13 protein-coding genes are annotated in these 12,746 nt (G+C 70.4%); 8 read left to right on the forward strand and 5 right to left on the reverse strand.

Annotation, left to right across the window (positions count from 1 at the left end):
• Positions 1-9 precede the first annotated feature (9 nt).
• Positions 10-1,278: a tyrosine--tRNA ligase gene (gene tyrS, locus AMK10_RS13620; protein ID WP_073747944.1), complete on the reverse strand. Its 1,269-nt coding sequence runs from the start codon at positions 1,276-1,278 to the stop codon at positions 10-12.
• 53 nt (positions 1,279-1,331) lie between these two features.
• The gene (locus AMK10_RS13625; RefSeq protein WP_073747945.1) at positions 1,332-2,729 is read right to left on the reverse strand and encodes a metallopeptidase TldD-related protein; all 1,398 of its coding nucleotides are present in this window, start codon (positions 2,727-2,729) and stop codon (positions 1,332-1,334) included.
• A 374-nt stretch (positions 2,730-3,103) separates the two neighbouring features.
• On the opposite strand from AMK10_RS13625, the gene AMK10_RS13630 reads away from it, so the two are divergent.
• Positions 3,104-4,354: a tyrosine-type recombinase/integrase gene (locus tag AMK10_RS13630; protein WP_143194953.1), complete on the forward strand. Its 1,251-nt coding sequence runs from the start codon at positions 3,104-3,106 to the stop codon at positions 4,352-4,354.
• Here the strand turns inward: AMK10_RS13630 and AMK10_RS13635 are convergent.
• Complete coding sequence (locus AMK10_RS13635; protein WP_073747947.1) at positions 4,282-5,808, reverse strand: TldD/PmbA family protein; 1,527 nt, start codon at positions 5,806-5,808, stop codon at positions 4,282-4,284. The two genes, AMK10_RS13630 and AMK10_RS13635, sit on opposite strands and share 73 nt — an antisense overlap.
• A gap of 220 nt (positions 5,809-6,028) precedes the next feature.
• On the opposite strand from AMK10_RS13635, the gene fabG reads away from it, so the two are divergent.
• The 3 genes from fabG (at position 6,029) to AMK10_RS13650 (ending at position 8,071) form a co-directional block, all read left to right on the forward strand.
• Positions 6,029-6,748, forward strand: a complete 720-nt coding sequence (gene fabG / locus AMK10_RS13640) for a 3-oxoacyl-[acyl-carrier-protein] reductase (RefSeq protein ID WP_073747948.1) — start codon at positions 6,029-6,031, stop codon at positions 6,746-6,748.
• Between the two features lie 5 nt (positions 6,749-6,753).
• Positions 6,754-7,521 carry an enoyl-ACP reductase FabI gene (gene fabI, locus AMK10_RS13645; protein ID WP_073747949.1) on the forward strand — a complete coding sequence of 256 codons (768 nt, stop codon included), beginning with the start codon at positions 6,754-6,756 and terminating at the stop codon, positions 7,519-7,521.
• A 178-nt stretch (positions 7,522-7,699) separates the two neighbouring features.
• On the forward strand, positions 7,700-8,071 hold the full coding sequence (locus AMK10_RS13650; RefSeq protein WP_073747950.1) for a hypothetical protein: 372 nt from the start codon (positions 7,700-7,702) through the stop codon (positions 8,069-8,071).
• Between the two features lie 102 nt (positions 8,072-8,173).
• On the opposite strand, the gene AMK10_RS13655 is transcribed toward AMK10_RS13650, so the two are convergent.
• Positions 8,174-8,848 carry a FadR/GntR family transcriptional regulator gene (locus AMK10_RS13655; RefSeq protein WP_073747951.1) on the reverse strand — a complete coding sequence of 225 codons (675 nt, stop codon included), beginning with the start codon at positions 8,846-8,848 and terminating at the stop codon, positions 8,174-8,176.
• A 128-nt stretch (positions 8,849-8,976) separates the two neighbouring features.
• Between AMK10_RS13655 and AMK10_RS13660 the strand changes: the two genes are divergently transcribed.
• From AMK10_RS13660 to AMK10_RS13670, 4 genes are all read left to right on the forward strand, one after another.
• Positions 8,977-10,236, forward strand: a complete 1,260-nt coding sequence (locus AMK10_RS13660) for a CynX/NimT family MFS transporter (RefSeq protein WP_073747952.1) — start codon at positions 8,977-8,979, stop codon at positions 10,234-10,236.
• Between the two features lie 17 nt (positions 10,237-10,253).
• Positions 10,254-10,370: an SGM_5486 family transporter-associated protein gene (locus tag AMK10_RS38495; protein ID WP_086010434.1), complete on the forward strand. Its 117-nt coding sequence runs from the start codon at positions 10,254-10,256 to the stop codon at positions 10,368-10,370.
• 138 nt (positions 10,371-10,508) lie between these two features.
• Complete coding sequence (locus AMK10_RS13665; RefSeq protein WP_073747953.1) at positions 10,509-10,709, forward strand: hypothetical protein; 201 nt, start codon at positions 10,509-10,511, stop codon at positions 10,707-10,709.
• Between the two features lie 88 nt (positions 10,710-10,797).
• Positions 10,798-11,316, forward strand: coding sequence for a SixA phosphatase family protein (locus AMK10_RS13670; protein WP_073747954.1), 519 nt, complete (start codon positions 10,798-10,800; stop codon positions 11,314-11,316).
• A 65-nt stretch (positions 11,317-11,381) separates the two neighbouring features.
• Here the strand turns inward: AMK10_RS13670 and serB are convergent, their stop codons facing one another.
• Positions 11,382-12,638, reverse strand: coding sequence for a phosphoserine phosphatase SerB (serB, locus tag AMK10_RS13675; protein ID WP_073747955.1), 1,257 nt, complete (start codon positions 12,636-12,638; stop codon positions 11,382-11,384).
• Between the last annotated feature and the right edge of the window lie 108 nt (positions 12,639-12,746).

Here is a 12,746-nt window from a genome sequence, read left to right on the forward strand (position 1 = left end):
TCTCCCGCCTCAGCCGGCGGTGACCTCGACGGCGGCCAGGTTCTTCTTGCCCCGGCGCAGGACCAGCCAGCGTCCGTGCAGCAGCTCCCCGGCGTCGGGGGCGGTCTCGCCGTCCGTGACCTTCGCGTTGTTCACGTAGGCCCCGCCCTCCTTGACCGTGCGGCGGGCGGCCGACTTGCTGGCGGACAGCCCGACCTCGACCAGGAGGTCCACCACGGGGCCCAGCTCGGCGACCCTGGCGTGCGGCACCTCCGAGAGGGCGGCGCTCAGCGTCGCCTCGTCCAGCTCGCCGAGCTCGCCCTGGCCGAACAGCGCCTTCGACGCCGCGATGACCGCCGCGCACTGCGCGCCGCCGTGCACCAGCGTCGTCAGCTCCTCGGCCAGCGACCGCTGCGCCGAACGCGCCTGCGGGCGCTCCTCGGTGAGCTTCTCCAGCTCCTCGAGCTCCTCGCGGCTCTTGAAGCTGAGGATGCGCATGTACGTCGAGATGTCCCGGTCGTCCACATTCAGCCAGAACTGGTAGAACGCGTACGGCGTCGTCATCTCCGGGTCGAGCCAGACGGCGCCGCTCTCGGACTTGCCGAACTTGGTGCCGTCGGCCTTCACCATGAGCGGGGTCGCCAGCGCGTGCACCTGCGCACCCGGCTCCAGGCGGTGGATCAGGTCGATGCCCGCGGTGAGGTTGCCCCACTGGTCGCTGCCGCCCTGCTGGAGGGTGCAGCCGTGGCGCCGGTACAGCTCCAGGTAGTCCATGCCCTGGAGCAGCTGGTAGCTGAACTCCGTGTAGCTGATGCCCTCCTGGGACTCCAGCCGGCGGGCCACCGAGTCCTTGGTGAGCATCTTGTTGACCCGGAAGTGCTTGCCGATGTCCCGGAGGAACTCGATCGCGGACATGCCCGCGGTCCAGTCCAGGTTGTTCACCATCGTGGCGGCGTTCGGGCCCTCGAAGGTGAGGAAGGGCTCGATCTGCCCGCGCAGCCGCTGGACCCACGCGGCGATGGTCTCCGGGTCGTTCAGCGTGCGCTCGGCGGTCGGCCGCGGGTCACCGATCTGGCCCGTGGCCCCGCCCACCAGGGCGAGCGGCTTCAGCCCCGCGAGCTGGAGCCGCCGCATGGTGAGCACCTGCACGAGATGGCCGACGTGAAGACTCGCCGCGGTCGGGTCGAACCCGCAATAGAAGGTGACCGGGCCGTCCGCGAGAGCCTTGCGCAGTGCGTCCTCGTCGGTGGACTGGGCGAACAGCCCACGCCACTTCAGCTCGTCGACGATGTCGGTCACGGTCGATTCTCTCCTCGGGGGGTTCGGTGGTATGCCGCTCCAGTCTAGGACGGTCAGACGCCCCGGCTGACCGAGCTCATGTGGAAGTCCGGGATGCGCAGCGCCGGCATCGCGGCACGGGTGAACCAGTCGCCCCACTCGCGCGGCAGCGTCCTCTCCGTGCGGCCCGCCTCCGAGGCACGGGACAGCAGCCCGACGGGGGACTCGTTGAAGCGGAAGTTGTTCACCTCGCCCAGCACCTCGCCGTCCTCCACCAGATAGACCCCGTCCCTGGTCAGACCGGTCAGCAGCAGCGTGGCCGGATCCACCTCCCGGATGTACCAGAGGCAGGTCAGCAGCAGCGCCCGGCCGGTCGTCGCGGCGACCATCTCCTCGAGGGACCGCTCACCGCCGCCGTCCAGCACCAGGTTGTCCATCGCCGGGGCCACCGGCAGGTTTGTCAGCCCGGCGGAGTGCCGGGTGGTGGTCAGCCGCTCCAGCTTGCCGCCCTTGATCCAGTCGGTCGGCGCCAGCGGCAGCCCGTTGTCGAAGACCGACGAGTCGTCCCCGGAGGCGTGCGCGATCACGAAAGGAGCCGACTCCAGCCCCGGAGCGTGCGGATCGCTTCGCAGGTTCAGCGGCAGTTCGGAGAGCGTCTCGCCGATCCGCGTCCCGCCGCCCGGCCGGGAGAAGACCGTACGGCCCTCCGTCGCGTCCCGGGCACCCGCCGACCAGTACTGGTAGATCAGCAGATCGGCCACCGCGGTCGGCGGCAGCAGAGTCTCGTACCGCCCGGCGGGCAGCTCGATACGGCGCTCCGCCCAGCCGAGGCGCTGCGCCAGTTCCGCGTCCAGGGCCGCCGGGTCGACGTCCTTGAAGTCCCGGGTGGCCCTGCCCGCCCAGGCGGACCGGGTCCGGTCCGGGGACTTGGCGTTCAGCTCCAGCGTCCCGTTCGGCTGGTCGTGGCGCAGCCGCACCCCCGTCGACGTACCGAGATACGTCGAGTTCAGCTGGTGGTGGGCGAAGCCGTACAGCTCACGGCCGCCCGAGCGCGCGCGGGCGAAGGCCTCGCCCAGTGCCGGGGCGAAGTCGGCGAAGACGTCGGAGCCCGTCTCCGCCGGGGCGTCCGTGAAGGCGGCGGACACCGGGATGCCGGAGACCAGCGGCTGCGCGTCCTCGGCCGGCCCGGCGCCGCGCGCGGCGGCCTCGGCGGCCCGCACGAGCGGCTCCAGGTCGTCGGCGGTGACGGCCGAGCGCGACACCACACCGGACGCGGTCCCCTCGGCGCCGTCCACGGTCGCGATCACGGTCAGGGTCCGCCCCCGCGTCACCCCGTTCGTGGTGAGCGCGTTGCCGGCCCAGCGCAGATTGGCGGAGGAGTTCTCGTCCGCGATGACCACACAGCCGTCGGCGGTGGACAGCTCCAGTGCGCGCTCGACGATCTCGTACGGCTTGCTGTTTCGCCTGCTCATCGACTGTCTCCAGGGGTGTGGACATGAGAATTACCGTGGCCGGGCCGTCGTGCTGCCCCACCAGGTCGACAGTGCTTGGGCGCGCCGTATCGATGGTGGCAAGGCTTCGGATGAGGGGAGCAGCTTATCTGCCGCAGACCCGGGGGTCTCGCCTTTTTGTTCGGGTGGATTCGAAATCGCATGTCGCATTCATGTTCGACGCGAACTCTGTCGTGTGAGAGCTGAATTGGATATCTGCTGTCGAGTGCGTAGCTTCGTTGCGGATGTGTGGCCAATCGATATGCATGAGGTGAATTGGCGTGGCGGCTATCAGTCACGAGGACTGCGACTGCCCGGGGCGCAGGAAGCCGGACTGCGCTCATTTGACGTACCGCGTGGCGTACCGCGAGGCAGGCGTGGTGCGTGAGGTTCCGTTCAAGCGGTTGGAAGATGCGGAATCCTTCGCGATCGGTGTCGAACGGCGCAAGGACTTGGGGGCGCGACTCGACCCCGCGGCTGGACGGAGGGATTTCGCGGATGTCTGGGGCGAGTGGGTCGAGGCCGGAGCCCTTGAAGAGTCCACGCGGCGGAACTACCAGAGCGTGTATGGCAACCACTTTGCGCAGACATTCGGATCCATCGAGATGGCCGACATCACGCCTGTGGACATTGAACACTGGGAGGCGGAGCAGCAGAGGCGTGGCTATGCGGAGAACGGCATCCGAGGGCGCAAGAACGTCCTCTCGTCCGTATTCAACTATGCGGTGACGGCCGAGATCATCGGTCGGAACCCTGGCCGCAAGGTAAATCCTCACCGGCGTGCCGGGAGGCCACTGACCCCGATCGCCGACGCCGACATCCCCGCCATGGAGGAGGTGATGGGGATCATCGCGGAGACCCCGAAGCTGATCCGCGCCGGATTCTGGGCGATGGCTGGATGCGGGCTGCGCCCGGGTGAGGCCCTGGCGGTGTCGGATGCCTCGATGGACTGGGATCGCGGCATCATCGCGGTGGACCACCAGGTGTCGGCGTACGGGTGCCAGGAGATCTCCGGATCCCGCCGCGGTGTGAAGCGTGGGACCAAGAGCCGTGCTTCGGGCGAGGTGCGAAAGGCTCCTGTCCCTCACTCGATCCGCCAGGTCCTCAACGACCATGTCGCCGCCTACGGGGTGTGGGGGGACAGGGGATGGTTCTTCGAATCCCCCCGTCTGAATGACCGGCATCCGTCGTACGACTGGTTCCTGGCACAGTTCAAGGAGGCCGCCACGGCTGCGGGGACACCGCAGTACACCCCCAAGAGTTTCCGGCACTTCTTCGTCTCCGAGGCGATCCACTCCGGTATCCCACTGTTCGAAATTGCTGCATGGGTCGGACACCGGACCACTCGCACGACTGAACTGATCTACGGACATCTGGTGCGAAGGTCGATGCACCGAGGGGCGCTCGTGATGCACAACCGCCTTGGGCTGGATCTCGCGTCTCTGCGGGGCAGCGTCCCGTTGCCGGGGTCGCCTGTCGATGACGCCAACGCCGGTGTTCGGGGCGAGGCCGTGCAGATGCATATCGCGGCCGATCAGGAACGCCCGGACTCGTCCGAGGTGTTGAGGATGTTCACGCCCCGGAACACTGCTGTCGGGCATCCGTGAGAGACGGCCGCAACCTGGCCGGGCTGAGCCTTCCCGCAGTTGAACGCCCCGCCGAGGACGTATGTCTGAGGCCCGCCGACGGCCGTCATCGACCCCCAGAAATCCGGGGTCGTCCCCTGGTAGGCAACATCCCGGACCTGGCCGGCGAGACGGCCGTCCCGGATCGCATACGCCCGTTGCTGCGTGAACTGGAAGTTGTACCTCTGCATGTCGATCGACCAGGACCGGTCGCCGACCACGTAGATCCCGCGCTCGACGCCGCCGATCAGGTCCTCCGTGGAGAGCCCGCCCGGATCCGGCTTCAGCGACACGTTCGCCATGCGCTGCACGGGGACGTGCTCCGGCGAGTCGGCGTACGCGCAGCCGTTGGACCGGCCCAGTCCCGTCAGCTTCGCGATCCGGCGGTCCGTCTGGTAGCCCACCAGGGTCCCGTCCTTGACCAGGTCCCAGGACTGCGCCTCGACGCCCTCGTCGTCGTAACCGACGGTCGCGAGGCCGTGCTCGGCGGTGCGGTCGCCCGTCACGTTCATCGCGGGGGAGCCGTACGCCAGCTTCCCCAGCTGGTCGAAGGTGGCGAACGACGTGCCCGCGTACGCCGCCTCGTAACCCAGCGCGCGGTCCAGCTCGGTGGCGTGGCCGATCGACTCGTGGATGGTCAGCCAGAGGTTCGACGGGTCGACGACCAGGTCGTACGTCCCCGCCTCGACGCTCGGCGCCCGCATCTTCTCGGCCAGCAGTCCGGGAATGCGCTCCAGTTCGGAGTCCCAGTCCCAGCCGGTGCCCGTCAGGTACTCCCAGCCCCGGCCCACCGGCGGCGCGATCGTCCGCATGGAGTCGAACTCACCGGTCGTGCCGTCCACGGCCACCGCGGTCAGCTGCGGATGCACCCGCACCCGCTGCTGGGTGGTGACGGTGCCCGCCGTGTCCGCGTAGAACTTGTTCTCGTGAACGGTCATCAGGGAGGCGTCCACATGCGCGACCCCGTCCGCCGCCAGCAGCCGCGCGCTCCACTCCGCGAGCAGCCCGGCCTTCTCCTCGGCCGGTACGGAGAACGGGTCGACGTCGTACGCCGACACCCAGGTCCGCTCGCCGTGCACCGGCTCGTCGGCGAGCTCCACCCGCTCGTCCGACCCGGCCGCCGCGATCACCTTCGCCGACAGCTTGGCCATGGCCACGGCCTGCGAGGCCACCTTCGCGGCGGCGTCCATCGTCAGGTCGACCCCGGACGCGAACCCCCACGCCCCGCCGTGCACCACCCGGACGGCGAACCCGAGATCGGTGGTGTCCGACGTCCCGGAGGGCCGTGCGTCCCGCAGCCGCCAGGAGGCGCCGCGCACCCGCTCCAGCCGGAAGTCCGCGTGTACGGCACCGAGCGCCCGGGCGCGGGCGAGCGCCGCGTCGGCGAGGGCACGCAAGGGCAGGGCCAGGAACGACTGATCTACCTCGTGGGCCACGCGGGCCTCCCCTTCTCCACCTCAGAAATGTCCTCGCAGTGAATCATGGGGGGTCGAGGTGTCCCCGCGCGCTCGTTTTACGTTCCCGGGTCCGAGCCGGACCCTTCTGTAGGGATCCGACAGTCGCGGCCCGGCGGCGCTGTCAGAGGCCGATTCCCTGGAAGCGGGGTGGTACCGATAGGTTTTCGAGGTACCAGACCGCCAAGGAAAGGGTGATCCGTTGAGCCGCTCGGTTCTCGTCACCGGAGGAAACCGGGGCATCGGCCTCGCCATCGCCCGCGCCTTCGCCGACAACGGCGACAAGGTCGCCATCACCTACCGCTCGGGTGAGCCGCCGCAGGCGCTCACCGAGGCCGGGGTTCTGGCCGTCCGGTGCGACATCACCGACACCGAGCAGGTGGAGCAGGCCTACAAGGAGATCGAGGAGAAGCACGGTCCCGTGGAGGTGCTGGTCGCCAACGCCGGCATCACCAAGGACCAGTTGCTGATGCGGATGTCCGAGGACGACTTCACGTCCGTGCTCGACACCAACCTCACCGGCACCTTCCGCGTCGTCAAGCGCGCCAACCGCGGGATGCTGCGCGCCAAGAAGGGCCGCGTCGTCCTGATCTCCTCGGTCGTCGGCCTCCTCGGCTCGGCCGGACAGGCCAACTACGCGGCGTCCAAGGCGGGCCTCGTCGGCTTCGCCCGGTCGCTCGCCCGTGAGCTCGGCTCGCGGAACATCACCTTCAACGTCGTCGCACCCGGGTTCGTCGACACCGACATGACCCAGGTGCTCACCGACGAGCAGCGCAAGGGCATCGTGTCGCAGGTGCCGCTCGGCCGCTACGCGCAGCCCGCCGAGATCGCCGCCGCGGTGCGCTTCCTCGCGTCCGACGACGCGTCGTACATCACTGGAGCCGTCATCCCCGTTGACGGCGGATTGGGCATGGGTCACTGATCACCATGAGCGGAATTCTCGACGGCAAGCGCATCCTCATCACCGGGGTGCTGATGGAGTCGTCCATCGCGTTCCACACCGCGAAGGTGGCCCAGGAGCAGGGCGCCGAGGTCATCCTGACGGCCTTTCCCCGGCCGACGCTGACCGAGCGCATCGCCAAGAAGCTTCCGAAGCCCGTCAAGGTCCTCGAGCTCGACGTCACCAACGACGAGCACCTCGACCGGCTCGCGGGCCTGGTCAAGGAGGAGCTCGGCTCGCTCGACGGCGTCGTGCACTCCATCGGCTTCGCGCCGCAGGACGCCCTCGGTGGCAACTTCCTGAACACGCCCTTCGACTCGGTCGCCACCGCGATGCACGTCTCGGCGTTCTCGCTGAAGTCGCTCGCCATGGCCTGCAGGCCGCTGATGGCGGACGGCGGCTCGATCGTCGGCCTCACCTTCGACGCGCAGTTCGCCTGGCCCCAGTACGACTGGATGGGCCCGGCCAAGGCCGCGCTGGAGGCCACCTCCCGCTACCTCGCCCGTGACCTGGGCAAGGACAGCATCCGCTGCAACCTGATCTCCGCCGGACCGCTCGGCTCCATGGCCGCCAAGTCCATCCCGGGCTTCAGCGAGCTCGCGGACGTCTGGAACCACCGCTCCCCGCTGGAGTGGAACATGACCGACCCGGAGCCGGCCGGCCGCGGTGTCGTGGCGCTGCTCTCGGACTTCTTCCCCAAGACGACGGGCGAGATCATCCACGTCGACGGCGGCGTGCACATGATGGGCGCCTGACGCCCACGCCTCACCGACGGCCGCGCACCCCCTCGCCGGGGGTGCGCGGCCGTCGCGCGTCCGGGGCCCGTCCGCCCCGCCTGACCGGCCTTTCCGCCCTCGAGTCGAAAAGATGGCCGTTCCACCGCAGACTGTGGTGGAACCGGACTTCTGGTCAGGCTGTGGGGAGGAGATCGCTGTGCGCTCCACACGTCGCCGAACCTGGGCCCTGCTCGTAGCGGCGGCCGTGGTCGCGGGATTCCTGGCCCCTGTGGCCGTGAGCGCGGCCAACCGGGCCGGGAGCGGGGCCCGGGCCCCCCTCGCGCCGGAGCCCGAACCGGCGGGCGCCGAATGCCGTACGTCCGTCGAGGGCTCCCGGGTCATCGCCTACTGCCACAACCCGTACCCCACCACCGATCTCGTCCGGCTCCACACCGAGTGCGAGCGCTGGTGGGACGTCGACGCCGACGGCGGGGCGGTCGCGGTGCAGCCGGGCCGGACGGTCAAGCTGGAGGACCGCTGCTGGAAAGAGGTCGGCTCGGCCTGGGTCAGCCACTCGGTGAGCCCCTGAGCCCCTGAGCCCCTGGGCCCTGGGTCCCTGAGGCCCCTGAGCTTCCGGGCTCTGGGCTCCCGCGCTTCGGGCTCCTGGGTTCCCGCTTCGGGCCCTGGGCTCCTAGACCGGCTCCCGCAGACAGTCCATGGCATGCGCCGAGGCCTCGGCGGCCGCCGTCTCCGCGTCGCCCGTCCGGATCGCCTCGACGAGCCGCGTGTGGTCCATGAGCTCCTCCGGCCTCAGCACCGGACCCACGTCGTCGCGCAGATAGTCGCGGAGCAGGTTGTTCAGGTCGGCGTAGAGCTCGGTCAGCACGTCGTTGTGCGCGGCTGCGACCACGGCGAGGTGCAGGGTCGCGTCCGCGGCCACGAACGCCTCCGCGTCCCCGGAAGCCCAGGTCTCCTCGCGCCGCGCCATCAACGCGTCCAGCTGCCTCATGTCCCGCTCGGTACGCCGCAGAGCGGCGAGCCGGGCCGCCGAGGACTCCAGCGTGGAGCGCAGCTCCGCCACGTGCCGGGGGTCGGCGTCCGCGAACCTGCGCTGCATCACCCCGGCCAGCTCACTGGTCGCCACCACATACGTGCCGGAGCCCTGGCGGATGTCCAGGAGCCCGTTGTGCGCCAGGGCGCGCACCGCCTCGCGCACCGTGTTGCGGGCGACCCCCAGCTGTTCGACCAGCTCGGGCTCGGTGGGGATCCGAGAGCCGACGGGCCACTCGCCGGCGGTGATCTGGTTCCTCAGCTGGGCAATCACCTGGTCGGCGAGAGCCGAACGCCGCGGGGATGTGAGCGCCATGCTGCTCCTTGCTCGTGTTCCGGAAGGGGTCGTCCGGGAGGTGCGGGCCCGTCGGATCGTCTCCCCGATTGTCTCAGGGCGAGACGAGAGGTGGACAGTCAATCATCCCATGATTCTATGATGGGCCCATGCTTCACGAGGAGACCCCGACCCTGAGCCCCGCCGAGACCCCCACCCGCGCGCGGTCCGCCCCCGTGCCGTCGCCCTGGACGCTGCGGATCGTCCTCATCGGCCTGGTCCTCGCCGCGCTCAACCTCCGCCCCGCCATCACCAGCCTCGGCCCCCTCCTCGAAGAGGTCAGGGACGGGCTGCACATGAGCGGCAGCGTCGCCGGTGTCCTCACCTCCGTACCGCCCCTCTGCTTCGCGCTGTTCGGCTTCATGGCGCCGCGGCTGTCCCGCCGGTTCGGGCCCGGCGCCGTCGTCTGCGCGGGCATGGCCGCCATCGCGGCCGGGCTCCTGCTGCGCCCCTTCGTGGGCGGCACCGCCGGTTTCCTCGTGGCCAGCGCCCTCGCGCTGATGGGCATCGCCGTCAGCAACGTCCTGATGCCCGTCATCGTCAAGCGCTGGTTCCCCGACCGGGTCGGCAGCGTGACCGGCCTCTACTCGATGGCCCTGGCCCTCGGCACCGGTCTCGCCGCCGCCCTCACCGTGCCCCTGACCAGCGCACTCGGCGGCAGCTGGAAGACGGGACTGGCCGTCTGGGCCGCGCTCGCGGCCGTCGCGGTCCTGCCCTGGGCCGCGCTCGTACGGGACAGGGGCGCCGCCCCCGGGGAGCCCGGGGAACGGACCGCCGGCCCGGCCCCCGCCCTGCGGATCACCCGCAGCCGGACCTCCTGGGCGCTCGCCTGCTTCTTCGGCCTCCAGGCCACCGCCGCCTACATCACGATGCAGTGGATGCCCCAGATCTACCGCGACGCCGGGGTCTCCGCGGGCACCGCGGGCCTGCTGCTCGCCGTGATCATGGCCATGGGCGTCCCGCTCGCCTTCGTCATCCCGAGGGCCGCCGCCCGGCTCAAGAACCAGGGCACCATCGCGCTCGTCCTCGGCGGCTGCGGGCTCGTCGGCTACGCCGGCCTGTACCTGGCGCCCGCCGGCGGTGCCTGGCTCTGGGCGCTGCTCCTCGGCATCGCCAACTGCGCCTTCCCGCTCGCCCTCACCATGATCGGGATGAGGGCCCGCACCGGCGCCGGCGTGGTCAGGCTCTCCGCCTTCGCCCAGTCCACCGGCTATCTGATCGCCGCCCCCGGGCCCCTGCTCGTCGGCGTGCTCTACCAGCACAGTGGCGGCTGGGGACTGCCGATCCTGCTGATGGCGGGGCTCCTGGTGCCCCAGATGGCCGCCGGGGTGATCGCCGGAAGGGACCGGACGATCGAGGACGAATGCTGAGATGCGACACTGTGCGCATGCCAGTGCTCGATCCGAATCCCCAGAACGGCCAGAAGAAGCTTCTCCTCGTGTTCGGGACGATGCTTCTCATCTCCGTGGTCATCGGTGTGATCGCCACGATCGCCTCCCCCTGACCGCCCGGGGGTGGGGACAGCCCCACCATCCCCTAGGGGGCCAGGTTCAGGGTCGAGTGGGTGGGCCACCGGATGGGACCGCCGCCGGCCGGCCCGTAGGTTCTTGGTGACAACAGCCGAGGACCCACGGAGGCGGACATGCCGGCCCCTACCCGCACCCACCGCCCCGCCGCCGACACCGTCGAGGTCCGGCTGCCGTGGTGGGCCGTGGCGCTGCCCGCCGTCGCCTTCGCCGCGCTCCTCCTGCTGATCCTGGAACCCGGGCAGGCGCACGCCGCCGCGAGCGACCCCGCGATCGGGCGCCTCGTCGGGCACTTCCTGGGGCTTCTGCCCGCCTGACCTGCCCCTGACACCGTTGTTCACCCGCAGCGGGCGAGCACGTCAACACCCTGCGCCCGGAGCCGCAATTCGTGCGAAGCTGAGGTGTATGAGCGTCGATACACCTCGCAGGATCGTTCTTCTCAGGCACGCAAAGGCGGAATGGTCGCAGCAGTCCGACCATGAGAGGCCACTGGCCGAACGGGGCAGGAAGGACGCTCCCGTCGCGGGCCGCAGGCTGGCCGATTCGGGAACCGTCTTCGACCTGGCTCTCTGCTCGACCGCCACCAGGACCCGCGAGACCTGGAAGCTGGCCGTCCACGAGTTCGACCAGCGTCCGAGGACCGTGTACGAGGAGCGGCTGTACGAGGCCTCCCTCGGCGAGCTGATCGCCCTGTTCGACGAGACCCCCGACGACGTGCGGAACCTCCTCGTCATCGGCCACAACCCCGGCATGCACGGCGCCGCCGACGCGCTCAGCGGATCGGCGGAGGGCGACACCCTCGCCCGTATGACCAGGGACGGCTTCCCGACCGCCGCGTACGCCGTCGTCGAGTTCACCGGCTCCTGGAAGACCCTGGAGCACGGTGTGGGCAAGCTCGTCGAGTACTGGACGCCGAACGACTGACCGAGGACGTACGGAGGGGCGCCGGCACAGCTGTGCCGGCGCCCCTCCGTACGTCCTCGGTGCGGTCAGTCCACGAGGCCGTCGGCGGCCTCGACCTCTTCACGGGTGATCCCGAGCAGATACAGCACGGTGTCCAGGAACGGGACGTTCACCGCCGTGTGGGCGGCCTGCCGGACGACCGGCTTGGCGTTGAACGCGACGCCCAGCCCGGCCGTGTTCAGCATGTCCAGGTCGTTCGCCCCGTCGCCGATCGCGACCGTCTGCGCCAGCGGCACCCCCGCCTGCTCGGCGAAGCGGCGCAGCAGCCGGGCCTTGCCCGCCCGGTCCACGATGTCGCCCACGACCCGGCCGGTCAGCCTGCCGTCGACGACCTCCAGCGTGTTGGCGGAGGCGAAGTCCAGCCCGAGGCGCTCCTTGAGGTCGTCCGTGACCTGGGTGAAGCCGCCCGAGACCACACCCACCTGGTAGCCCAGCCGCTTCAGGGTCCGGATCAGGGTGCGGGCGCCGGGCGTCAGCCGGACCTCGGCCCGCACCTTCTCCACCACCGACACGTCGAGTCCCGCCAGCAGCGCCACCCGGGCGTGCAGCGACTGCTCGAAGTCGAGCTCCCCGCGCATCGCCTGCTCGGTCACCTCGGCGACCTCGGCCTCGCAGCCGGCATGGGCCGCGAACAGCTCGATGACCTCGTCCTGGATGAGCGTCGAGTCCACGTCCATGACGACCAGCCGCTGCGCCCGGCGGCTCAGCCCGGCCGACACGACGGCGATGTCGACGCCGATCCCGGCGGCCTCCGGCGCCAGCGCGGTCCTCAGTTCCTCCGTGGCCGTACCGGACACGGCGAACTCGACGGCGGTGACGGGGTACTTCGCCAGACGGAAGATGCGGTCGATGTTGCCGCCCGTGGAGGTGATCCGGGCCGCTATGGCCGCCGTGGACTCCGCGGTCAGCGGGTGGCCCAGCACGGTCACATGGGAACGCCCGTAGCCGCGGGGCCGGTTGTCGCCCGTACCCGAGATGATCTCTGCCTGGAGCTTGAGCGACTCCGCCCAGCTGTGCACGGTCGACCGGAGGTCGCCCTCGGTCGTGCCGCCCGGGGCCGGAGAGGTCACCAGGGCGCACAGCACGATGCGTCCGCGGGTGACGACCTGCTCGATGTCCACGACATCGACGGCGAAGGCGGCAAGGGTGTCGAAGAGCCCGGCCGTGATGCCCGGACGGTCCTTCCCGAAGATCTTGACCAGAAGGGTGGGTGCGTCCGCGTCCCGAGGGGGCTCGGGGAGCTCAGGAGACCGGGGAGACCGAGGTGGCTGAGATGCGCTCATGGTGCTCCCACCGTATAGGGCGGCCGGGCGGGCTCCGAAGCCCGTCCCGAGTGGCGGACAGCCCGATCCGGGGACCCGGCGGGCCCGGCGGGCCGGGAGAAGGTGCCT

The organism is Streptomyces sp. CB02058, from assembly GCF_001905505.1.
GTDB lineage: Bacteria > Actinomycetota > Actinomycetes > Streptomycetales > Streptomycetaceae > Streptomyces.